This is a genomic window from Mycolicibacterium celeriflavum (genome assembly GCF_010731795.1).
Lineage (GTDB): Bacteria > Actinomycetota > Actinomycetes > Mycobacteriales > Mycobacteriaceae > Mycobacterium > Mycobacterium celeriflavum.
The window spans coordinates 1,280,077-1,302,155 of the sequence record NZ_AP022591.1 but is presented as its reverse complement, the minus strand read 5'-3'; the positions used below and the strand labels follow the sequence as shown (position 1 = coordinate 1,302,155).

Below are 22,079 nucleotides of genomic sequence, written 5' to 3'. Positions count from 1 at the left end.
GATGAGGTCAACTCCACGAATCGGGGTCAGGGTCTCTCTCCGCGACGGTAGCGGTGGGACCGCGCGCCGTCACATCACGATCGGCGAGGGCGTGTCCCTGCCGGGCGTCCACCTCCCGGGCAGCTAAGCTCTCGAACAAGTGTTCACAGAAGGGCATGGCGTGCGGGTGATGGGAGTCGACCCCGGGTTGACGCGCTGCGGGCTGTCCGTCATCGAGGGCGGCAAGGGCCGGCAGGTCATCGCGCTGGATGTCGACGTGGTTCGTACCCCGTCAGGCGACCCGCTGCACCGGCGGTTGCTGGTGATCAGCGACACCGTCGAGTACTGGATGGATACGCACAAACCCGATGTGATCGCGATCGAGCGGGTGTTCTCCCAGCAGAACGTCTCGACCGTGATGGGCACCGCGCAGGCGGGCGGCGTCATCGCACTCGCCGCTGCCAGGCGCGACATCGACGTGCATTTCCACACGCCGAGCGAGGTCAAGGCGGCGGTCACCGGCAACGGCAACGCCGACAAGGCTCAGGTCACCGCTATGGTGACCAGAATCCTTGCGCTGCAGACCAAACCGACACCGGCAGACGCCGCCGACGCGTTGGCGCTGGCGATCTGCCATTGCTGGCGGGCTCCGATGATCGCCCGGATGGCGGCGGCCGAGGCGCTTGCCGCCGAACAACAACGCAAGTACAAGGCGACGCTCAAGGCGAAAGCGAAGGCGGCACGATGATCGCATCCATCCGCGGCGAGGTCCTCGACATCGCACTCGACCACGTCGTGATCGAAGCGGCAGGCGTGGGCTACAAGGTGATGGCGACCCCGTCGACACTGGCCACGCTGAGGCGCGGCACCGAGGCCCGTCTGATCACCGCGATGATCGTGCGCGAGGACTCCCAGACGCTGTACGGCTTCGTCGATGCCGACGCTCGCGACCTGTTCCTCACGCTGCTCGGGGTCTCGGGCATCGGGCCGAGCATCGCACTCGGGGCGTTGGCGATGTACGACGGTCCCACGCTCCGCCAGGCGATCGGTGACGGCGACATCACCGCGCTGACCCGAATTCCCAAGGTGGGCAAGAAGACGGCCGAATTCATGGCGTTGAGCCTGCGGGACAAGGTGGGCATCAGCTCACCGTCGGGCGCCTCGACGGTGAACGGGCATTCGGTACGCACTCCGGTGGTGGAAGCGCTTGTCGGACTTGGATTTGCGGCCAAGCAGGCCGAAGAGGCCACCGACAAGGTGTTGGCCAACGATCCCGAAGCCTCTCAGTCGACTGCATTGCGGGCGGCGTTGTCCATGCTGGGGAACAAATGAGCCGGTTCACCGACGACGACGCCGAACCCGAGGACCGTGAGGTCACCTCGGCACTGACCGTCGGTGAGGGCGACATCGACGCCAGCCTGCGGCCGCGGTCGTTGGGGGAGTTCATCGGCCAGCCCCGCGTCCGCGAGCAGCTGCAGTTGGTCATCGAGGGCGCCAAGAACCGCGGCGGCACACCGGATCACATTCTGTTGTCGGGCCCGCCGGGCCTCGGCAAGACGTCGCTGGCGATGATCATCGCCGCAGAACTCGGGTCGTCGCTGCGGGTCACCTCCGGTCCGGCGTTGGAGCGTGCGGGGGACCTGGCGGCGATGCTGTCGAACCTCGTCGAGCACGATGTGCTGTTCATCGACGAGATCCACCGCATCGCCAGGCCCGCCGAGGAGATGCTCTACCTCGCGATGGAGGACTTCCGTGTCGACGTCGTGGTCGGGAAAGGGCCTGGGGCCACGTCGATTCCGCTCGAGGTCGCGCCGTTCACTCTGGTCGGGGCGACCACCCGGTCCGGTGCACTGACGGGTCCGCTGCGGGACCGGTTCGGTTTCACCGCTCACATGGACTTCTACGAACCCGCCGAACTCGAGCGGGTGCTGACGCGCTCGGCGGGGATCCTCGGCATCGAGTTGGGGGCTGACGCGGGAGCCGAGATCGCGCGTCGCTCGCGCGGCACCCCGCGCATCGCCAACCGACTGCTGCGCCGTGTCCGCGACTACGCAGAGGTGCGCGCGGACGGTGTGATCACCCGCGATATCGCCAAGGCGGCGCTGGCGGTCTACGACGTCGACGAACTCGGGCTGGACCGCCTCGACCGAGCCGTATTGTCCGCGCTGATACGCAGTTTCGGGGGAGGGCCCGTCGGCGTCTCGACCCTGGCGGTCGCGGTCGGGGAAGAGGCGACCACCGTCGAGGAGGTGTGCGAGCCGTTCCTGGTGCGGGCCGGGATGCTCGCGCGCACCCCCCGCGGCCGCGTCGCCACCGCGCAGGCGTGGACGCATCTCGGCCTGACGCCGCCGAGCGGTGTCGGGCAGGTCGGCCTGTTCGACTGAGGGAGTACGGCGAGCGGTCTACACCAGCCCCAGCAGCTGAAGATCCGTGACGTACTTGACGATGACCTCCCGGGTCACGTGCGGAATGTCCTTGTCCGGGCCGATCTTCGCGTCCTGTACCGCCGTCCGGAAGCGCTCGGTCGGCGCGATCGATCCGCGAATCGCAACCTCTGGACGCTGATAGTTGTGCAGCAGCGGGAGAAGCGACGCCTGACGTTGCCGTTCGGGTAACGCTCGGACCGCCGTGTCGAACCGGCGCAGCCAGGTGGCGTAGTCTCCGACGCGTTCGATCCGATATCCCGCGTCGATGAGCCAGTCGACGAACTCGTCGAGCCCGAGGCCGTCGTCGTAGGGATTCATCACGTGATACGTCTCGAACGCGGCACCGGGTTCGTGGCCTACCTGCGCGCCCAGCGTCGAGATGGCCTCGGCGATGAACTCGACCGGCAGCCCGTCGTAGTGCGCGCGCTGCCGGGCGCCGTCGCCGTCGACCTCGTAGAACGAGAACGGCGCGATGCCGGTCGCAACCAGGCTGAGAATCAACCGGGTGAACATGTCGGGCAGGTTGAGCTGTCCCGCATAGGTGGTGTCGGCGAGGATCATGTCGCAGCGGAACACCGACACCGGCAACCCGCTCAGATCGTGTGCCTCGCGCAGCAGTACCTCGCCCGCCCACTTGCTGTTGGAGTAGCCGTTGGCGTAACTGTCGTCGACCTTGCGCGTCGCGCTGATCACCCGGATGTCGTCGTCCTCGGTGAACTGGCCCGGCGTGATGCCCGCTCCCACCCCGATCGTCGAGACGTAGACGAACGGCTTGATCTTCGTGGTGAGCGCCATGCGGATGAGCTCGGCGGTGCCGACGACGTTGGGGCCGAACAGTTGGCTGTAGGGCAGTACGTGGTTGACCAACGCGGCCGGGTCGACGATCAGGTCGACGGTATCGGCCAGCCGCTGCCAGGTGTGCCGATCCAGCCCGAGGTCGGCCTCGCCCTTGTCGCCGGCGATGACCTCGAGGTGGTCGGCAGCCAGTTCTCGGTAGTGGCGGAGCAATTCGGGATCACCTGAGTCGAACGTGTCGTCCAATCGTGCGCGCGCCGACGCGTCGTCCTTGGCCCGAACCAGGCAGATCACCTTGCCGTCGACCATCGCCATCCGCTCGAGCCATTCGAGGGCGAGATAGCGGCCGAGGAAACCCGTCGCGCCGGTCAACAGCACGGTGCGGATCTCCGAGGCCGGACCCGGTAACGACGGTGCCGCAGCGAGCGTCTCGGCGTCGATGAACTTCTCCAACACAAGATCGCCGGCGTGGGCTTCGACGGCGTCGCGCCCGTGCACCGAGGCGAACGTCGGCCGCACGGAGCCTCGCCGCGCCGCCTCGACGTAATTCGCCAGCGCCGTCAGGTCGTTCGCAGGGCTGACGATGACGCCGACCGGCACGTCGATGTCGTAGATCTCGGTCAGCAGATTGCCGAACGTCAACGCCGACAGCGAATCACCGCCGAGGTCGGTGAAATGCGCATCGGGCTGCACGTCGGCTGCCGCGGCGCCGAGAAGCGCTCCTGCGGCGCGGCTGATGGTTTCGATGACGGGCCGGTCGGCGCCGTGACGGCGCAGTGCGCGCAATTCACTGGCCTGGCTGTCGGCCAGTTGGCTGTAGAGCTGTTCGAGCTGATCGCCGTAACGCTCCTTGAGTTTCGGGCGCGCGAGCTTGCGAATACCGGTGAGCAGACCGTTCTCGAGCGTGAACGGCGTTGTCTCCACGATGAAGTCGCGCGGGATCTCATAGGACTGCAGTCCCGCGGTTCTGGCCACGTCCTGCAGCGATTCGGTGATCGCGGTCTTCAGCGAGTCGTCGTCGTGGCGGGCGATGGCGTCATCGGTCGGCACGATCACCGCGAGCAGGTACGAGCGAGCGCTGTTGCCGTAGACGAAGATCTGGCGAACCAGCGGGCTGGTGTCGAATGCCGCTTCGAGCTTGGACACCGTGACGAACTCGCCTTGGGACAGTTTGAGCACGTTGTTGCGCCGGTCGAGGTAGACCAGGCGATCCCGGCCCAATTCGGCGACGACGTCACCGGTCCGGTAGTACCCGTCGGCGTCGAACACCTCCGCAGTGGTCTCCGGGCGCTTGTAGTAGCCCGGGAACATGGTCTCGGACTTGATCAGCAGTTCGCCTCGCGGATACGGCCGGTCGGTGCGGTGGTAACCGAGATCGGGGACGTCGGCGAGCTTGTAGTCGATGACCGGCGGCCGCGCCACCTGCCCGTCGACGAAAATCGCGCCGGCTTCGGTCGATCCGTAGCCGTCGGTCAGGTGCAAGTCGAGGAGGGATTCGACGAACGTCGTCATCTCGGCCGAGATCGGCGCAGAGCCCGTCATCGCGGAAACGAACCGGCCCCCGAGCAGGTTCTCCCGTAGGTCGGCCAGGACTTCGGTCTCGGCGGCGGTGCGGTCGATGCCGTCGGTGGTTCGGCGGTCGACCTCGCTTTGGAACTGCTGGAAAATCATGTCCCAGATCCGCGGAACGAAGTTCAATTGCGTGGGCCGCACCAATGCGAGGTCCTCCAACAACGTCGAAAGATCGCTGCTGGCAACGAAATAGCCGATGCCGCCGGCGCCCAGCGTCGCGTAGAGGATGCCGCGGCCCATCATGTGGCTCATCGGCATGAAGTTCAACGTGATCGAGGGGAGCGCTTCTCCGGTGCCCCACATGGCCATGCTCGACCGACGCCAGGAGCCCGCCACCATCTTGGCCGGGTACATCGCGCCCTTCGGCGTTCCCGTGCTGCCGGAGGTGTAGATCAGCAGCGCCAGATCGTCGTCGCCGAAGTCGAACGGCGTCGGAGTCGGCAGGTCCCGGCCGCGAGCGAGCGTGTCGCCCAACGTCTCGACCGCGACGGTGGTTTCGGCCAACCGCGATCGCGCAGCCGCCAGCGCGGCGCGGTGGTCATCGAGCTCTTCGTGATAGTCGAACACCATCAGTCGCTGCGGCAGGTGGCCGGTGAGCATCACCTCGACCGCGTCGTCGAGGAGGTCGACGCTCGAGGCGATCGCGACTGGCTCGGTTTCGGCGACGACGGGCCGCAGCTGTCCGACCGGCGCACTGGTCTGCAAGGGCACCGAGACCGCGCCCAGATGCAGCAGTGCCATGTCGACGGTGGTGTAGTCGATGCTGGTGAAGCCGAGGATGGCGACGCGCTCACCGGGCTGGACGCCGTTCTGCGTCAGCGCAGCGGCGACGGCGTCGACGCGGTCGGAGAGTTCTCGATAAGTGATCGTGTCGAACCGCGGAAGGAGTCGCGCAGACCTGCGGCCGGTATCGGCATCGGTGATGAACTCGACCGCGCGCTGTCCGAGTGCGGGCCGGTCGGCGTAGGCGTCCAAAATCGTGCGCAGGACCTGGGGAAGCGCCAGTTCGGACGCTTCGATCGCGTGGGCGATGTGGTCGTTCGGGCGTGCGGCGGCGAACTGTGGATCGGTGGCGAACAAGTCGGAGATGCGGCGGGCCAGCCTTGTTTCACGGGTATCGGAAGTCATCACGGAATCCTTCGAAGAGCGCGGATATGGGGCGCGCCATTGCGTCCATCAATTACATCGTTAGTAAAACTAATTGTATTCCTGATGTCCGTGGGCAATGCGACCGGTCTCCCGTGCCGGCGTAACGCCTGGTCAGCGGTTCGCCGGGACGGCTGCTTCCGGCGCTGAGCGTCCCGCGAGCACGTCGATCGCGGCGGTGGGGTCCGGGACGGCGATCAGCAGGTCGCGCGTCGCCGTCAACGCTTCGGTGGATGGTTCGACGTCGCCGACCGCGTCCGCGAGATCGAGCAGGTGCACCGTCGCCTCCATCAAGGCGGTCTCGGCGACGACCGCCAACGTGGTGCTGCCGACGAACGGATAAGCGATCGTGGTGTCGGCCGACATCGGGGTGGCGCGCAAGATCAGGGCGCATTCGGTGAACCGGTCGGCCGCGGTCTGCGGGGTCAGCGCCGCTGCCTGCGACACCGCCGCCTCGGCGAGGCTGTCGGCTTGCGTGTTGGCAGCCCCGTCGGGTTCGTTGAAGCGGCGTAGCAGCACTGCCGCATCCGTGATCTCGGCGGGCGCGTCGATGACCGCGTCGGCGAACCGGTCGAACATCGCCGGTTCGGGAGTGACGTGGGCGAGCAGTGCCGCGACATTCCATCCGTCGCAGCGCGTCGGGGCCGCCCATTCCTCCGCCGTGAGTTGCGTGCATCGTCGTGCCCAGCGCTCCCAGGCGTCGGCCACGACGCGGCGGGCTGCGTCACCGTCGAGTCGCATACGGCCAAAGGTAGCCAAACACCGGTTACGCGGCCGTCAGCGTGGGTAATCAGCCAGCGACCTAGGAGGCATGATGACCGATACGCGTGTACGGCCGCGGGGTGGGCGGATGCGGATGCCGCGCAGCCGCGGTGCCATGAGCGGTTTCCTGTTGATTCTGTTAGGCGCGTGGGGCGCGCTGGCTCCATTCGTCGGCCCGTTGTTCAATTTCGCGTTCAGCCCGGATCAGGCATGGACGTGGACGACCGGGCGTGGCTGGCTGGAGGTGCTGCCGGGCGTGGTGACCGTGCTGGGCGGCTTGCTTCTGCTCATGTCGCGTAACCGCGCGACCGCGATGCTGGGCGGTTGGCTGGCCGTCGCGGGCGGCGCGTGGTTCATCATCGGCCGTGCCCTGGCCGGACCCTTGGGAATCGGCGATGCGGGTGTGCCCGTCGCCGCGACCGAGGGCAAGGAGGTCGCTCTCGAGTTGACGTACTTCTACGGGCTGGGCGCGCTGATCGTGTTCCTCGGCGCGGCCGCGCTGGGGCGGATCTCGGTGCGTAGCGTCCGCGACGTCGAGTGGGCGGACCGTCCAGTGGCTGCGGGCGCGGTTGCCGAGCAGCCGGCTCACACTGTCGCCGAACCGGCTCCTGTTGTGGGCGAGCACGCGATGGCCGAGCAGCGCACTACATCGACAGATCAGCCCGCGATGGCCGAGCAGCGAACCGAGGTCATCGAACCCGCGGCCGACACCACGCCGCCGCCGCGCCGCCGCAGCCTGCTGGACAGGTTCCGCAGCGGTGGCGGGAGTCGCGGAAGCCGCTTCGCGCACCGGTAATCCCGCGCGAGCGGTTCTGTAACAGACGCAAAGTGCCCCGACACGCTGGGTGTCGGGGCACTTTGCGTCTCGTCGTGACCGGACTCGGGTGATGTAGATCCCACATCCGCGCCCGTGCGACGAGTCTCACCAGGCCGTTGTGATCTGCGTGACTGAACGGGGCCGCCACAGAAGCTAGCCTGCCTATATAACACTCGCCTCGGTGACATCCGACAGGCGACTTTCACTTATTTCGCAGGAGAGGCTGGTATGTCCGAGAGGCATGGCATCACGGATTCCATTGCCGCACGCCAGCATTCAGCAACCGCGGTGTGTGACGCACTCGGCTTCCCTGAAGAGGACTGGCCGATGTTCGCCCGATGGGCCGCCGGTCCGATGACGCCGCACGACGAAGAAGCGCTGTACCAGTACGTCGATGTGATGATCGCCGAGCGCTGCTGGAAGCCGACCGACGACCTTCTTTCACACCTGATCGACCTCGAGGTCGACGGCGTCGAACTCACCGCCGACGACATCCATCGTTTCGTCGCCACGTTGGTGGGCGCGGTCACCTTCTGAGTGATTTGTGGAGCCGCACCGGCGGTGAGCGCCGCTAAGACTCCACAAACCGCGAGGGCTCGGGAGGGCGGGCCCATCGCCGCGGACGCTCGCAATGGCACACTGGTCAGTTATGGGCGCGCGGCCCTACTGTCGCTGCGCCGTGATCACAAGACCTAACGAAAGACTTTGTTGCCATGGATCTGGTCATTTTCCTGCCCTTGCTCATCGCGCTGGGCGCGTTCATGTTCTTCGCGTCGCGTCGCCAGAAAAAGGCGATGCAGGCCACCATCGACCTGCACGATTCGCTCCAAACCGGGGACCGCGTGCACACCACGTCGGGCCTCGTCGGAACCATCACCGGCATCACCGAGGACGAAGTCGAGTTGGAGATCGCGCCCGGCGTCGTCACCACCTGGATGAAGCTCGCCGTGCGCGACCGCATCACCGAGGACGACGAATTCGAGGATGTCGAGCCCGAGTCGACGGCCACCGAGCTCACCGAAAGCCCGAACACCAAGACCGACGGCTGAGTCCGAAGCCCGAAGACACAGCTAGAGCCCGTACCCTTGCGGTGCTGACGAACCGATCTCGAGGAGACCTGAGGAAACGTGGCATCGTCTTCGACGCCGGTGCACCCTGCCCGCTACCTGTCGCTGTTTCTTGTGTTGCTGGTCGGCGCCTACTGCCTGGTCTTTCTGACCGGGGACAAGGAGGCCGAGCCGAAACTCGGCATCGACCTGCAGGGCGGTACCCGCGTCACCCTGACCGCACGCACGCCCGACGGGTCGCCGCCGACCCGTGACGCGCTGAACCAGGCGCAGCAGATCATCAACGACCGTGTCAACGGGCTCGGGGTCTCGGGTTCCGAAGTGATCATCGACGGCAACAACCTCGTCATCACGGTGCCGGGCAGCGAGAGCAGCGATGCCCGCAACCTGGGCCAGACCGCGCGGCTGTACATCCGGCCGGTCATCCACGTCATCCCCGCGGAACCGCCCGGCGAGCAGCCACCGACGGAAGAAGCCCCGCCGGGCGCACCACCGGCTGGCCCGATGATGCCCGGCCAACCGCCGGGCGCACCCGCTGAGCCCGGCGCCCCGACGCAGCCAGGCGAGCCACCGTCGGCGCCGCCCGCGGCCCCGGCGGTGCCGCCGGCCCCGCAGCCGCGGCCCTATCCGCAGGAACCGCCGGCGCAACCGGCACCCGAGCCGCCGCCCACTCCAGCGCCGTCGCCGGCACCTCCCGCGCCCGCGCCGACGCAGGCTGAGCCGCAGTCCCCGGAGGATCTTCCGCTGGAGCAGCGCATCGCCGACGAGAAGCAGTTGCGGCAGAGCACCGATCAGCAGATCCAGATCCTGGCCATGCAGTTCCAGGCCACCCGGTGCGACGAGGAAGACGTCCTCGCTGGCAACGACGATCCGAACCTTCCGCTCGTCACCTGCTCTGACGACGGCAGCCAGGTCTATCTGCTGGACAAGTCCATCCTCAGCGGCGAGCAGATCGAGGACGCCACGTCCGGTCTCGACCAGCAGCGTGGCGAATACGTCGTCGACGTGCAGTTCAAGAGCGAGGGCGCCAAGATCTGGGCGGATTTCACCGCCGCCAACGTCGGCACCCAGACCGCGTTCGTGCTCGACTCGAAGGTGATGAGCGCACCCGAGATCCGGGAGGCGATCCCGGGCGGACGCACCCAGATCACCGGTCAGTTCACTCAGCAGACCGCGCGCGAATTGGCCAACGTGTTGAAGTACGGCTCGCTGCCGTTGTCGTTCGAGGCGTCGGAGGCTGAAACCGTCTCCGCCACACTGGGTCTGTCGTCGTTGCGGGCCGGCCTGATCGCCGGTGCCGTCGGGCTGGCGTTGGTGCTGCTCTACTCCCTGCTCTACTACCGGATGCTGGGCGTACTGACTGCACTGTCGCTGATCGCTTCCGGCGCAATGGTTTACGCGATTCTGGTGTTGCTCGGCCGATGGATCGGTTACACGCTCGACCTGGCCGGCATCGCCGGTCTGATCATCGGTATCGGCATGACGGCGGACTCCTTCGTGGTGTTCTTCGAACGCATCAAAGACGAGATCCGCGAAGGGCGTTCGTTCCGGTCGGCCGTACCGCGCGGCTGGGCACGCGCGCGTAAGACGATCGTCTCCGGCAACGCGGTGACACTGCTTGCCGCGGTGGTGCTGTACATCCTCGCCGTGGGCCAGGTCAAGGGCTTCGCGTTCACCTTGGGCCTGACCACCGTTCTCGACGTGGTGGTGGTCTTCCTGGTGACGTGGCCGCTGGTGTACATGGCGTCGAAGTCGCCGACCCTGGCCAAGCCTTCACTGAACGGACTCGGTGCGGTGCAGCAGATCGCCAGGGAGCGGCGGGCAGCCGCGCATGCGACGGGACGGGATTAAACACATGGCGGCCAAGCAGTCAGCGGACGAACAGCAGAGCAGCGCGGTGGAGGCGCCCGACCTCGCGGCCGCAACGCCGCGGCACGGGTTCTTCGTCCGGCTCTACACCGGCACCGGTGCGTTCGAGGTCATCGGCAAACGCAAGCTGTGGTACACGGTCAGCGGTGTCATCGTCGCGATCTGCCTGGCCAGCATGCTGTTGCGCGGCTTCACCTTCGGCATCGACTTCGAAGGCGGCACCAAGGTGTCGATGCCGACGGCGACAGCGACGGGCACCGTGACGACCCAACAGGTCGAGGACGTGTTCAGCAAGACACTCGGCAAGAGCCCGGAGTCGGTGGTGGTCGTCGGCAGCGGCGGATCGGCCACCGTGCAGATCCGGTCCGAGCACCTGACCAACCCCGAGACCGAGGAACTGCGCACCGCGCTGTTCGAGGCTTTCAAGCCCAAGGGTGCCGACGGCCAGCCGAGCAAGCAGGCGATCAGCGATTCGGCGGTGTCGGAAACCTGGGGCGGCCAGATCACCCAGAAGGCTTTGATCGCCTTGGTGGTGTTCCTGGTCCTGGCGGCCATCTACATCACCGTGCGCTATGAGCGCTACATGGCGGTGGCGGCACTGGCCACCCTGGTGTTCGACCTCGTGGTGACGGCAGGGGTGTACTCACTCGTCGGCTTCGAGGTGACCCCGGCGACCGTGATCGGCCTGCTCACCATCCTCGGCTTTTCGCTGTACGACACCGTCATCGTGTTCGACAAGGTCGAGGAGAACACTCAGGGCTTCGAACACACGACGCGGCGCACGTTCGCCGAACACGCAAACCTCGCCGTCAACCAGACCTTCATGCGCTCGATCAACACCAGCCTCATCTCGGTGTTGCCGATCGTGGCGCTGATGGTCGTGGCGGTGTGGCTGTTGGGCGTGGGCACGCTGATGGACCTGGCACTGGTGCAGTTGGTCGGCGTCATCGTCGGGACCTACTCGTCGATCTACTTCGCCACCCCGCTGCTGGTGACGTTGCGGGAGCGGACCGAACTGGTGCGCAACCACACCCGCCGGGTGATGAACCGCCGCAAGGGCGCGACGGCGCGAGCCTCGCAAGCAGAGGAAGCAACCGGCACCGCCGAGGAACCGGAGACCGTCGCCGCCACCACCGGCCCACGGGCCGACACGACGCCGCCGCCGGACAAACCGGCGCCGGGTGCGCGACCGGTGCGCCCGACCGGCAGCCGGACCGGGCGACCGTCGGGTAAGCGCGACGCCCGGCGGCGGTAGGAGAGATGACCGTCGGCAAAAGGCTGGGCCCGGCGCGGCGCTGCGGCGTGCTGGCGTCAGTTCTGATGCTGGCCGCGGCGCTGGCGTCGGCATGTACATCCAGCCCCGCCGACAGCGTCGACTATGCCGTCGACGGCTCGCTGATCACCTACAACACCAACACCGTCGCCGGTGCCGCCTCCGGCGGCCCCCAGGCGTTCGCGCGGGTGCTGACCGGATTCAACTACCACGGACCTGACGGCCAGATCGTCGGCGATCACGACTTCGGAACCATTTCCGTGGTCGGCAGGCAACCCCTGGTGCTCGACTACGAGATCAACGCCAACGCGGTGTACTCCGACGGCAAGCCGATCACCTGCGACGATCTGGTGCTGGCGTGGGCGTCGCAGTCCGGCCGGTTCGCAACCTTCGACGCCGCCAGCCGCGCCGGTTACAGCGACATCGCGTCAGTGGATTGCACGCCGGGACAGAAGAAGGCGCGGGTGTCGTTCGCGCCGGATCGCGGGTTCGTCGACTTCGGCCAGCTGTTCTCCGCGACGTCGATGATGCCGTCGCACGTCATCGCCGATCAGCTCGGGCTCGGCGACGGTGGCGTCACGAAGGCCATCCTGCAGAACGACGGTCCGGCGGTGGAGCGCATCGCCCAGGTCTGGAACACCGGGTGGACCCTCAAACCCGACCTCGACCTGAAGAAGTTCCCGTCGTCGGGGCCCTACAAGCTGGACGCGGTGACCGAGGACGGCGCGGTCGTGTTGGTCGCCAACGACAAGTGGTGGGGCGCCGAACCCGTGACCGAAACGGTGACGGTGTGGCCGCGCGGGGCCGACATCCAGGAAAAGGTCAACCAGGGCGCTTACGACGTCGTCGACATCGCCACCGGTTCGTCGGGCACGCTGAACATGCCCGACGACTACGTGCGCACCGACTCCCCGTCGGCCGGCATCGAACAGCTCATCTTCGCACCGCGGGGGCTGATGGCCGCTCCGCCGGCGCGCCGGGCGCTGGCCCTGTGCACGCCGCGCGACGAGATCGCCCGCAACGCCGAGGTGCCCATCGCCAACTCGCGTCTCAACCCCGCCGCGGAGGACGCGTACAGCGCGGCTGAAGGCGGGCCGGCACCGGGGCAGTTCGTTGCCGCCAACCCTGAGGCGGCACGGGCTGCGCTCAACGCGCGGCCGCTGACGGTGCGCATCGGCTACCACAGCCCCAACGCGCGGCTGGCCGCCACTGTCGGGGCGATTGCCAAGGCATGCGCGCCGGCTGGTATCACCGTGGAGGATGTCGCGAGCAACACCGTGGGTCCATTGTCGTTGCGCAACAACGAGATCGATGTGCTCCTCGCCAGCACCGGCGGTGCGGCTGGCAGCGGGTCGAGCGGGTCGTCGGCGGTGGATGCGTACCAGTTCCACACCGGCAACGGCAACAACCTGCCGCGGTACTCCAACCCGCAGATCGACCGCATCATCGCGACGATGGCCATCACCAACGACCCCAAGGAGCTGGCCCGGCTGCTCGGCGAGGGCGGTCCGGTGCTGTGGGCCGATATGCCGACACTGCCGCTGTACCGACAGCAGCGCACCGTTCTGACGTCGAAGAAGATGTTCGGGGTCAGTAGCAACCCGACCCGGTGGGGTGCGGGATGGAACATGGACCGTTGGGTGCTCGAGCAGTGAGCGATGGACCCGCTCGGTCGTCGGCGGGAGACATCTCGACGCTGATCGCGGCGCGGATGCGAGAGGTGGCCGACTTCCCCGAACCGGGCGTCGCGTTCAAGGACCTCACTCCGCTGTTGGCCGACGGCCACGGGCTGGCCGCGGTCACCGATGCGCTCGCCGAAGCTGCCGGCGGCGCCGACCTGGTGGCGGGCATCGACGCGCGCGGCTTCTTGCTCGGTGCGGCGGTCGCGCTGCGGCTGGGGACGGGCGTGTTGGCGATCCGCAAGGGCGGCAAGCTGCCGCCGCCGGTGCACAGCGAGACCTATTCGCTCGAATACGGCACCGCGACGCTGGAGATCCCCGCCGACGGTATCGACATCGGCGGCCGCAACGTGCTGATCATCGACGATGTGCTGGCCACCGGCGGAACAGCGGCCGCAGCGGTCAAATTGCTGCAGCACGCCGGCGCGACGGTGACCGGTGCAGCGGTACTACTCGAACTGACCGCCCTCAACGGTCGCCGGCTGCTCGAGCCGCTGCCGGTCACGTCGTTGCACCGAGTCTGAGGGATATCCTCGAAGTCGGGCCGCAACGCTGGAGGAGGTGACCATGGCTGATGAACCCGGCACGGGCCAGGCCGTGCAGTCGCCGCCGCCGGCACCGCAGGCCGAGCCGCAGACTCCGGAGACGCCGAAAGCCTCGGCGAGCGCGTCGCGGCGCGTGCGCGCCCGGCTGGCGCGCCGGATGACGTCGCAGCGCAGCGCGATCAACCCGGTTCTCGAGCCGCTGGTCGCGGTCCACAAAGAGATCTACCCCAAGGCGAATCTGCAGTTGTTGCAGCGGGCCTACGAGGTCGCCGAACAGCGCCACGCCGATCAATTGCGCCGCTCGGGCGATCCGTACATCACCCACCCGTTGGCGGTGGCGAACATCCTGGCCGAGCTCGGTATGGACACCACCACGCTGATCGCGGCGCTGTTGCACGACACGGTCGAGGACACCGGGTACACGCTGGAAGCGCTGACCGAGGAGTTCGGCACCGAGGTCGGTCATTTGGTCGACGGCGTCACCAAGCTGGACAAGGTGGCGCTGGGCACCGCCGCCGAGGGCGAAACCATCCGCAAGATGATCATCGCGATGGCGCGCGACGCCCGCGTGCTGGTGATCAAGGTGGCCGACCGGCTGCACAACATGCGCACCATGCGGTTCCTGCCACCCGAGAAGCAGGCTCGCAAGGCGCGCGAAACGCTGGAAGTGATTGCTCCGCTTGCGCATCGGCTGGGCATGGCAACGGTCAAGTGGGAGCTCGAAGACCTGGCGTTTGCGATCCTGCATCCGAAGAAGTACGAGGAGATCGTGCGGCTGGTCGCCGACCGGGCGCCCTCGCGCGACACCTATCTCGCCAAGGTGCGCGCCGAGATCAACGCGACGCTGGGCGCGTCGAAGATCGATGCGGTCGTGGAAGGAAGGCCCAAGCACTACTGGTCGATCTATCAGAAGATGATCGTCAAGGGCCGGGACTTCGACGACATCCACGACCTGGTCGGCGTGCGCATCCTCTGCGACGAGATCCGGGATTGTTACGCGGCTCTCGGCGTCGTCCATTCGCTGTGGCAGCCGATGGCCGGGCGGTTCAAGGACTACATCGCGCAGCCGCGCTACGGCGTCTATCAGTCGTTGCACACCACCGTCGTCGGGCCCGAGGGCAAACCGCTGGAAGTGCAGATCCGCACGCACGATATGCACAAGACCGCCGAACTGGGCATCGCCGCGCACTGGCGTTACAAGGAAACCAAGGGCCGCAACGGCGTTCCGAACCAGCACTCGTCGGCCGAGATCGACGACATGGCGTGGATGCGACAGCTTCTCGACTGGCAGCGTGAGGCCGCCGACCCCGGCGAATTCCTGGAGTCGCTGCGCTACGACCTTGCGGTGCAGGAGATTTTCGTGTTCACCCCGAAGGGCGACGTCATCACGCTGCCGACCGGGTCGACCCCTGTCGACTTCGCCTATGCGGTGCACACCGAGGTCGGTCATCGATGCATCGGCGCACGGGTCAACGGCCGCCTCGTCGCACTCGAGCGAAAGCTCGAAAACGGGGAAGTGGTCGAGGTTTTCACGTCCAAGGCACTCAATGCCGGCCCGTCGCGCGACTGGCAGACCTTCGTGGTGTCGCCACGCGCGAAGGCGAAGATCCGGCAGTGGTTCGCCAAGGAGCGCCGGGAGGAGGCGCTCGAGGCGGGTAAGGACGCGATTGCCCGCGAGGTCCGCCGTGGCGGACTTCCGTTGCAGCGGTTGATGAACGCCGAATCGATGGGCGCGCTGGCCCGCGAACTGCGGTATGTGGACGTCTCCGCGCTCTACACCGCGGTGGGCGAGGGACATGTCTCGGCGCGGCATGTGGTGCAGCGGTTGGTCGCCCAGGTCGGCGGCGACGAGGAAGCCTCTGATGAACTCGCCGAGCGCTCCACCCCTGCGACGATGCCGGTGCGCCACCGCACCAGTGACGATGTCGGGGTGGCCGTTCCCGGCGCCCCGGGTGTCCTGACCAAACTGGCCAAGTGCTGCACACCGGTGCCCGGCGACAACATCATGGGTTTCGTCACGCGCGGCGGCGGCGTCAGCGTGCACCGCACCGACTGCACGAATGCCGGGTCGCTGCAGGAGCAATCGGAGCGCATCATCGAGGTGAAGTGGGCGCCGTCGCCGTCGTCGGTGTTCTTGGTCGCGATCCAGGTCGAGGCGCTGGACCGGCACCGGTTGCTGTCCGATGTGACGCGGGTGCTGGCCGACGAGAAGGTCAACATTCTGAGCGCGTCGGTGACGACGTCCAACGATCGGGTGGCGATCAGCAGGTTCACCTTCGAGATGGGCGACCCCAAGCATCTCGGCCATGTGCTCAACGTGGTGCGCAATGTGGAAGGCGTGTACGACGTCTACCGGGTCACTTCCGCGGCGTGACAGTAGCGGCGTGAGCCGCGATGGGGCAGAAGCGGCGTGACAGCAGCGGCGTGAGCCGCGATCGGTGCTCGCCGGCAAATTGAAATGACACACGTCAATTTTTGCCGGGTCTGCGATACTGCGACGATGCGTCCCGCCCTGGTCGTCGTTCTCGTTTTGCTCGGCGTCGTGGTCGTCGGTTGCAGTTCCACGATCAAGCCGGAAGGGGCCGCCAAATCGGTCGTCGACCTCGTCTCGGAACAGACCGGCTTCAAGCCGACCGACGTGAAGTGCCCCGACGGCGTCGAGGCCGAGGAGGGCACGAAGTTCGAGTGCACGTTCACCGGACCGGAGGGCAAGGAGTACACCGCGAACATGCGGGTGACCAAAGTCGAGGGTGACGACGTCGAGTTCTACATCGAGACCGCGCCGAGCGAGTAGCCGACAGTCGGAGGGTCAGTCGAGTCGGATTGATTCGATGGACACGTCGGCGGCCGGCTCGCCGTCTTCGCTGCCGTCGGCGACGCCCTCCTCGGCGATCGCGTCCACCGTGGCCAGACCGGTCGCGTCGATCGTGCCGAACGCCGTGTACGTCGGCGGCAGCAGCGAGTCCTGGTAGACGAGGAAGAACTGGCTGCCGTTGGTGCCGACGCCCGCGTTGGCCATCGCCAGCGTTCCGCGCGGATAGCGGATCGGCGTCCTCATCGCCGGATCGCTCAACCGGAACTGATTGGTCGGATATTCGTTCGGAAACTGGTAGCCCGGCCCACCGGTGCCGGTGCCGCTCGGGTCGCCGCACTGAAGCACGCCGAGGGCCTCGCTCGTCGTCAGGCGGTGGCACGGCGTGTCGTCGAAAAAGCCCTGCTGGGCCAGGCTGGCGAAGTTGTTGACCGTGCACGGGGCCTTGGCGTTGTCGAGCTGCAGGCCGATGTTGCCCCTGTTGGTGGTCATGCTGGCGCTGACGAACTCGGGGTCGGTCGGCACCGGGCCGGTTCGCGGCGGCTTGGCCGGCTTGCTGGCCGGTTCGGAGGTCGGCGGGTACTGGCAGTTCGAGCCGAGGGTCGCAGGCGGCTTGAATTCGGGAAGCTCGTCGGTTTGCTGGCCCGGTGTCGCCGTGATGTCCGGGTAGCTCGAGTCCGTGCCGTCGAGCGACTCGAGTTCGCGCGCCACCGTCGCGATGAAGACGACGCTGGCGACGATGACCAGCACCGTCACCACGGTCACCAGGTATCCGATGACCAGACCGGCGATCGCCAGGCCGCGGCCCTCCTCGCCGGTCTTCTTGATCTGCGACAGCGAAAGGTGGCCGAACAGGATGCCCAGTGGCGCAAAGACGAACGCGCACACCAGAGCCACGATGGCCAGCGCGTTGGTCTGCTTAGGCGGCGGATAACCGTAGTACTGCGGCGGATAGCCGTACGGCGGTGGCTGGGGCGGAAATCCGCCGCTCGGCGGTGTCGTCACGACATCAGTCCAGCAGGATCGACTTCACCTTGACCGGCGTGGCCGGTGCACCGTCCTGACCGCCACCGGCAACGCCGGCCTTGGCGATCTTGTCCAGCGTGGCCAGGCCGGTTTCGTCGATCTTGCCGAACACGGTGTAGTTCGGCGGCAGCTTCGAGTCCCCGTAGACGAGGAAGAACTGGCTGCCGTTGGTGTCGGCGCCGGCGTTGGCCATGGCGACGGTGCCGCGCGGATAGGTCACCGGCTCGGTCAGCTTGGGATCGTCGGGTTGGTACTGGTTGGTCGGATACTCGTTGGCGAACGAGTAACCCGGGCCGCCGGTGCCCTCGCCGGTCGGGTCGCCGCACTGCAGCACCTTGAGCTGTTCGGCGGTGGTCAGCCGGTGGCAGGTGGTGTCGTCGAAGTAGCCCTGCTGGGCGAGGCTGGCAAAGCTGTTGACCGTGCACGGCGCCTTGGCGTTGTCGAGTATCAGGCCGATGTTGCCCTGGTCGGTGGACATGCTGACGCTGATCTCGGCGGGTTCGGTGGGAACCTTGCCGGTGCGCGGCGGGTTGACCTTCTTGCTGGCCTTCTCCGCCGACGCCGGGTACTGGCAGTTCTCGCCGAGGCCGGCCGGTGCTACGAACTCGGGCAGGCCGCCATCTGCCGACGGCGAGGGGCTGGTGGAGGTTTCGGTGGAGGCTGCCGCATTCTGGCTGCCCGAATCCTTGTTGGTGATGACGACGGTCGCGACGACCGCGGCGATCACGACGATCGCGCCCGCCACCGAGCCGATGATCGTGTACAGGCGCCGCTTACGTGCCTTCTCGGCGCGGCGTTCCATCTGCCGCTCGAGTTTGCGCTTCGCTGTCGCCCGCCGCTGTTCGTTGGTCGGCACCGCCGGTGTCCTCCTCGTTGTCGATCGGTCGGAAACGAGTGTGCCAGGCGTTGCTGAGTGTGGCGCTGCCGCCCACGTCACCGGGGATGGGAAACTGGTGGTCGTGTTCATCACCGGGTTTCCGGCCGGCATGCTGGCGTGCAACTGCTACGTGCTTGCCCCACGGACCGGGACCGACGCCATCGTCGTCGACCCCGGTCAGCGGGCGATGGGGACGTTGCGCCGGATCCTGGATGAGAACCACCTGACACCCGCGGCGGTCCTTCTGACACACGGGCACATCGACCACATCTGGTCGGCCCAGAAGGTGGCTGACACCTACGGCTGCCCCGCCTACATCCATCCCGAGGACCGCTTCATGCTGACCGACCCGATCAAGGACTTCGGGCGGGGCTTCATCGGGGGGCTGGCTAGCTCCGCATTCGGGGCGCTCTTCCGGGAGCCGAAGCAGGTCGTCGAACTCGACCGGGACGGCGACAAAGTCGAGTTGGGCGGCGTCACGGTCACCGTCGACCACACGCCCGGCCACACCCGGGGATCGGTGGTGTTCCGCGTCGACTCGGCCATCGAGGCGGGACCCGGCTCGGTGGCGTTCACGGGCGATACCCTGTTCCGGCAGTCGGTGGGCCGTACGGACCTGCCCGGCGGCAGCGGCCGGGACCTGCTCGGCTCGATCGTCAACAAACTGTTGGTGCTCGACGACGACACCGTGGTACTACCGGGACACGGTCCCAAAACCACGATCGGCGTCGAACGCCGCACCAACCCGTTCCTCGAAGGCCTGACCTAGTGAGCTCCAGTGAGTGATTTTCAGGCGCCCAAGGGCGTCCCGGACTACCTGCCGCCCGACTCGGCACAGTTCGTCGGCGTCCGCGACGGTCTGCTCGACACGGCGCGGCGGGCCGGTTACGGCGACATCGAACTGCCCATCTTCGAGGACACCGCGCTGTTCGCACGTGGGGTCGGCGAGTCCACCGATGTGGTATCGAAGGAGATGTACACCTTCGCCGACCGCGGTGGCCGGTCGGTGACCCTGCGACCCGAGGGCACCGCGGGCGTGATTCGCGCCGTCATCGAACACGGCCTCGACCGTGGCCCGCTGCCGGTCAAGCTGTGCTACGCCGGGCCGTTCTTCCGGTACGAACGTCCTCAGGCCGGTCGTTATCGCCAGCTACAGCAGGTGGGTGTGGAGGCCATCGGTGTCGACGACCCCGCCCTCGACGCCGAGGTCATCGCGATCGCCGATGCCGGTTTCCGCTCGCTGGGGCTCGACGGCTTCCGTCTCGAGATCACGTCGCTGGGCGACGACACCTGCCGCCCGCAGTACCGGGAGTTGTTGCAGGAGTTTCTATTCAAGCTCGACCTCGACGAGGAGACACGACAGCGCGCGGAGATCAACCCGCTGCGGGTACTCGACGACAAGCGACCTGCGGTGCGCGCGATGACCGCCGACGCGCCCGTGATGCTGGATCACCTGTCCGATGTCGCCAAGCAGCACTTCGACAGTGTGCTGGCGCATCTCGACGCGCTGGAGGTGCCGTACGTCATCAATCCGCGCATGGTGCGCGGGTTGGACTACTACACCAAGACCACGTTCGAGTTCGTGCACGACGGCCTGGGCGCGCAGTCGGGCATCGGCGGCGGCGGGCGCTACGACGGGCTGATGGCGCAGCTCGGCGGAAAAGACCTGTCCGGCATCGGGTTTGGACTAGGCGTCGATCGCACCTTGTTGGCGCTGAAGACGGAGGGCAAGAGCGTCGGCGGGACGGCGCGGGCCGACGTATTCGGTGTTCCACTGGGGGAGCAGGCCAAGGTGAGGCTGGCGGTGTTGGCTGCGCGGCTGCGTGCGGCGGGCGTGCGGGTCGACCTCGCTTACGGCGATCGGGGCATCAAGGGTGCGATGCGCGCCGCGGACCGGTCGGGTGCAGCGCTTGCGCTGGTGGCCGGTGACCGCGACATCGAGGCGGGCACCATCGGTGTGAAGAACCTGGCGACGGGTGAACAGACGGACATCCCGGTCGACGGCGTGTTGGCCGAGGTGCTTTCACGCCTCAACCGCGCCTGATCACCCGCGCGAGATCAACCGCGAGATCATCCGCGAGCGTGCGTGTTTGCACACGACGCGCCGCTGATTTTCGACATCTTGCGCACGCTCACGAAGTCACGAGCGTGCGTTCTCGCGCATGGTCACTCGTCGCCCGATGTGGCGGCGCCGATGTCGAGTGTGTCGCTGCCGTCGGCGGCCTTCACTTCAACGACCGGGTCGTCGCGGTCGTCGAACTCCAGCCTCAGGGCCCGCGACATGATCGCGTGCATTACGTACATCGTTGTGGTGTAGGTGAATTCGAGGATCTCCCGATCACTGAAGACCTCCCGCAGCTGTTCGAACAGCCGCTCGGGCACTCGGCCCTGTTGACCAGCAAGGCAGTCGGCGTAGGCGAGCAGTAGGCGTTCGGTGTGGTCGAAGCAGTCGGCGGTCTGCCAGGACGGGATCGCCGCGATCTTCTCCTCCGACAGCCCCGCCGACCGACTTGCCTTGCAGTGCTGGGAGAAGACGAACTGGCTTCCGACCACCCAGCCGGCCCGAATCTGGCCCAGCTCACGGTGGTCCGGCCGGATGGTGACCTCCTGGCGGTAGAGCCGAAAGCCTCGCACCGCGTGCCGCAACGCCGCAGGGGACTGGGCGAACACGGTCCACCAGTCCCCGGTCGTCCCGCCGATGGCGCCGGGTTCGGCGACCGGATCACGGTCGCCGAACATGAATTCGTACATGTTCAGCGTGAATTCGTCGCTGACCTCAGCGCGCGGAACAGGATCGAGTCGTGGCATGGTTATCTCCTGGACTATTCACGCAGTGCCGCGGGCAACCGAATTCAGCAGCTCGTCCACGTGGCCCACCCCGCCGTCGAACGGATTGCCGCGCTTGAGCACCTTCGTCCCACCCGGAGTCACCGCTACGAGTTTCGGTGAGCTGGAACCGATTTGAAATTTTCGGGCGAACCGCACCTGATCGAGTTGCACCAACGCGCCGCCGCGGTAGCTGAACAGTCCGAGCTTGCGGTCGAGTACCGCTGCCGGCCGGCACTCGTTCAGCGGTCGACTCCGCATGCGGCGGAACTTGCGCACAATGACGAACGTCACGACCGCAAGCGCAACCCCGACCGCCACGAACACGGCGCCCAACGCGCGAGATGGAACGCCTGAGAGCACGGCGACGACACCGAAACCCGCCACGACGAGTGTCACAACGCCGAGAACGAATGCCAGCACCGTCAGGGGTCCGGTGCCTCGGTCCACGAGGAGCACCCGTCGGCCGTCATCGGTGACGACGAGCCCGCCGGTGTCGGCGAGCACGCGGCTCTCGGTTGGGTTATCCACGGGTGAACTGTGCCATTCGCCCGTCGCGAGCGTGCGCAAACCGTCGACAATGAGCGGCGTGTCGTGGGCAGACGCGC

At 67.0% G+C, this 22,079-nt stretch carries 20 protein-coding genes; 14 read left to right on the top strand and 6 right to left on the bottom strand.

Going from position 1 to position 22,079, the window contains the following annotated elements; all coding sequences use genetic code 11:
* The first annotated feature begins 160 nt into the window (after positions 1-160).
* The 3 genes from ruvC to ruvB are packed head-to-tail and all read left to right on the top strand — an operon-like array spanning position 161 to position 2,363.
* Complete coding sequence (ruvC, locus tag G6N18_RS06210; protein WP_059099895.1) at positions 161-727, top strand: crossover junction endodeoxyribonuclease RuvC; 567 nt, start codon at positions 161-163, stop codon at positions 725-727.
* Positions 724-1,311 carry a Holliday junction branch migration protein RuvA gene (gene ruvA, locus G6N18_RS06205; protein ID WP_083001438.1) on the top strand — a complete coding sequence of 196 codons (588 nt, stop codon included), beginning with the start codon at positions 724-726 and terminating at the stop codon, positions 1,309-1,311. The genes ruvC and ruvA overlap by 4 nt, the downstream gene beginning before the upstream one ends.
* The gene (gene ruvB, locus G6N18_RS06200) at positions 1,308-2,363 is read left to right on the top strand and encodes a Holliday junction branch migration DNA helicase RuvB (protein ID WP_067216491.1); all 1,056 of its coding nucleotides are present in this window, start codon (positions 1,308-1,310) and stop codon (positions 2,361-2,363) included. Before ruvA ends, ruvB begins: the two co-directional genes overlap by 4 nt.
* A gap of 18 nt (positions 2,364-2,381) precedes the next feature.
* On the opposite strand, the gene car is transcribed toward ruvB, so the two are convergent.
* Together car and G6N18_RS06190 are read right to left on the bottom strand one after the other, a co-directional pair.
* The gene (gene car, locus G6N18_RS06195) at positions 2,382-5,900 is read right to left on the bottom strand and encodes a carboxylic acid reductase (protein ID WP_083001440.1); all 3,519 of its coding nucleotides are present in this window, start codon (positions 5,898-5,900) and stop codon (positions 2,382-2,384) included.
* A gap of 132 nt (positions 5,901-6,032) precedes the next feature.
* Positions 6,033-6,659 carry a maleylpyruvate isomerase N-terminal domain-containing protein gene (locus G6N18_RS06190; RefSeq protein WP_083001442.1) on the bottom strand — a complete coding sequence of 209 codons (627 nt, stop codon included), beginning with the start codon at positions 6,657-6,659 and terminating at the stop codon, positions 6,033-6,035.
* A 73-nt stretch (positions 6,660-6,732) separates the two neighbouring features.
* On the opposite strand from G6N18_RS06190, the gene G6N18_RS06185 reads away from it, so the two are divergent.
* From G6N18_RS06185 to G6N18_RS06145, 9 genes are all read left to right on the top strand, one after another.
* A complete protein-coding gene (locus G6N18_RS06185; RefSeq protein WP_109749434.1) occupies positions 6,733-7,476 on the top strand; it encodes a hypothetical protein in 744 nt (247 codons plus the stop codon).
* Positions 7,477-7,725: 249 nt separating this feature from the next.
* Positions 7,726-8,034 carry a cytochrome P450 family protein gene (locus G6N18_RS06180; RefSeq protein WP_067216480.1) on the top strand — a complete coding sequence of 103 codons (309 nt, stop codon included), beginning with the start codon at positions 7,726-7,728 and terminating at the stop codon, positions 8,032-8,034.
* Positions 8,035-8,210: 176 nt separating this feature from the next.
* Positions 8,211-8,546, top strand: a complete 336-nt coding sequence (gene yajC / locus G6N18_RS06175; RefSeq protein ID WP_067216476.1) for a preprotein translocase subunit YajC — start codon at positions 8,211-8,213, stop codon at positions 8,544-8,546.
* Between the two features lie 78 nt (positions 8,547-8,624).
* Entirely contained in the window at positions 8,625-10,415 is a 1,791-nt protein-coding gene (gene secD / locus G6N18_RS06170; protein ID WP_083001446.1) for a protein translocase subunit SecD, read from the top strand.
* Between the two features lie 4 nt (positions 10,416-10,419).
* Entirely contained in the window at positions 10,420-11,688 is a 1,269-nt protein-coding gene (gene secF / locus G6N18_RS06165) for a protein translocase subunit SecF (protein ID WP_067216469.1), read from the top strand.
* 5 nt (positions 11,689-11,693) lie between these two features.
* Complete coding sequence (locus G6N18_RS06160; protein WP_083001448.1) at positions 11,694-13,361, top strand: ABC transporter substrate-binding protein; 1,668 nt, start codon at positions 11,694-11,696, stop codon at positions 13,359-13,361.
* Positions 13,328-13,909: an adenine phosphoribosyltransferase gene (locus G6N18_RS06155; protein WP_083001450.1), complete on the top strand. Its 582-nt coding sequence runs from the start codon at positions 13,328-13,330 to the stop codon at positions 13,907-13,909. The genes G6N18_RS06160 and G6N18_RS06155 overlap by 34 nt, the downstream gene beginning before the upstream one ends.
* Before the next feature lie 43 nt (positions 13,910-13,952).
* The gene (locus G6N18_RS06150; RefSeq protein WP_083001640.1) at positions 13,953-16,304 is read left to right on the top strand and encodes a RelA/SpoT family protein; all 2,352 of its coding nucleotides are present in this window, start codon (positions 13,953-13,955) and stop codon (positions 16,302-16,304) included.
* A 126-nt stretch (positions 16,305-16,430) separates the two neighbouring features.
* Entirely contained in the window at positions 16,431-16,724 is a 294-nt protein-coding gene (locus tag G6N18_RS06145; RefSeq protein ID WP_067216463.1) for a DUF4333 domain-containing protein, read from the top strand.
* 15 nt (positions 16,725-16,739) lie between these two features.
* Here the strand turns inward: G6N18_RS06145 and G6N18_RS06140 are convergent, their stop codons facing one another.
* Together G6N18_RS06140 and G6N18_RS06135 are read right to left on the bottom strand one after the other, a co-directional pair.
* The gene (locus G6N18_RS06140) at positions 16,740-17,747 is read right to left on the bottom strand and encodes a peptidylprolyl isomerase (RefSeq protein ID WP_083001452.1); all 1,008 of its coding nucleotides are present in this window, start codon (positions 17,745-17,747) and stop codon (positions 16,740-16,742) included.
* Positions 17,748-17,751: 4 nt separating this feature from the next.
* Positions 17,752-18,624 carry a peptidylprolyl isomerase gene (locus tag G6N18_RS06135; protein ID WP_083001454.1) on the bottom strand — a complete coding sequence of 291 codons (873 nt, stop codon included), beginning with the start codon at positions 18,622-18,624 and terminating at the stop codon, positions 17,752-17,754.
* Between the two features lie 103 nt (positions 18,625-18,727).
* On the opposite strand from G6N18_RS06135, the gene G6N18_RS06130 reads away from it, so the two are divergent.
* The gene (locus G6N18_RS06130; protein ID WP_083001641.1) at positions 18,728-19,414 is read left to right on the top strand and encodes an MBL fold metallo-hydrolase; all 687 of its coding nucleotides are present in this window, start codon (positions 18,728-18,730) and stop codon (positions 19,412-19,414) included.
* A 9-nt stretch (positions 19,415-19,423) separates the two neighbouring features.
* Positions 19,424-20,689: a histidine--tRNA ligase gene (hisS, locus tag G6N18_RS06125; RefSeq protein WP_083001456.1), complete on the top strand. Its 1,266-nt coding sequence runs from the start codon at positions 19,424-19,426 to the stop codon at positions 20,687-20,689.
* A 122-nt stretch (positions 20,690-20,811) separates the two neighbouring features.
* On the opposite strand, the gene G6N18_RS06120 is transcribed toward hisS, so the two are convergent.
* Both G6N18_RS06120 and G6N18_RS24325 read right to left on the bottom strand, forming a co-directional pair.
* Positions 20,812-21,453 (bottom strand): carboxymuconolactone decarboxylase family protein, encoded by a 642-nt coding sequence (locus G6N18_RS06120; RefSeq protein ID WP_083001458.1) that lies wholly within the window; start codon positions 21,451-21,453, stop codon positions 20,812-20,814.
* Between the two features lie 18 nt (positions 21,454-21,471).
* Complete coding sequence (locus G6N18_RS24325; protein WP_179962373.1) at positions 21,472-22,002, bottom strand: hypothetical protein; 531 nt, start codon at positions 22,000-22,002, stop codon at positions 21,472-21,474.
* Between the last annotated feature and the right edge of the window lie 77 nt (positions 22,003-22,079).

What these genes read in the sequence shown, in the direction of transcription:
- G6N18_RS06180 (WP_067216480.1), top strand. Translation starts at nt 7,726, where the DNA reads ATGTCCGAGAGGCATGGCATCACGGATTCCATTGCCGCACGCCAGCAT.
- G6N18_RS06155 (WP_083001450.1), top strand. Translation starts at nt 13,328, where the DNA reads ATGGAACATGGACCGTTGGGTGCTCGAGCAGTGAGCGATGGACCCGCT.
- ruvB (WP_067216491.1), top strand. Translation starts at nt 1,308, where the DNA reads ATGAGCCGGTTCACCGACGACGACGCCGAACCCGAGGACCGTGAGGTC.
- G6N18_RS06160 (WP_083001448.1), top strand. Translation starts at nt 11,694, where the DNA reads ATGACCGTCGGCAAAAGGCTGGGCCCGGCGCGGCGCTGCGGCGTGCTG.
- car (WP_083001440.1), bottom strand. Translation starts at nt 5,900, where the DNA reads ATGACTTCCGATACCCGTGAAACAAGGCTGGCCCGCCGCATCTCCGAC.
- G6N18_RS06185 (WP_109749434.1), top strand. Translation starts at nt 6,733, where the DNA reads ATGACCGATACGCGTGTACGGCCGCGGGGTGGGCGGATGCGGATGCCG.
- G6N18_RS06145 (WP_067216463.1), top strand. Translation starts at nt 16,431, where the DNA reads ATGCGTCCCGCCCTGGTCGTCGTTCTCGTTTTGCTCGGCGTCGTGGTC.
- G6N18_RS06190 (WP_083001442.1), bottom strand. Translation starts at nt 6,659, where the DNA reads ATGCGACTCGACGGTGACGCAGCCCGCCGCGTCGTGGCCGACGCCTGG.
- G6N18_RS06120 (WP_083001458.1), bottom strand. Translation starts at nt 21,453, where the DNA reads ATGCCACGACTCGATCCTGTTCCGCGCGCTGAGGTCAGCGACGAATTC.
- G6N18_RS06150 (WP_083001640.1), top strand. Translation starts at nt 13,953, where the DNA reads ATGGCTGATGAACCCGGCACGGGCCAGGCCGTGCAGTCGCCGCCGCCG.
- secF (WP_067216469.1), top strand. Translation starts at nt 10,420, where the DNA reads ATGGCGGCCAAGCAGTCAGCGGACGAACAGCAGAGCAGCGCGGTGGAG.
- ruvA (WP_083001438.1), top strand. Translation starts at nt 724, where the DNA reads ATGATCGCATCCATCCGCGGCGAGGTCCTCGACATCGCACTCGACCAC.
- yajC (WP_067216476.1), top strand. Translation starts at nt 8,211, where the DNA reads ATGGATCTGGTCATTTTCCTGCCCTTGCTCATCGCGCTGGGCGCGTTC.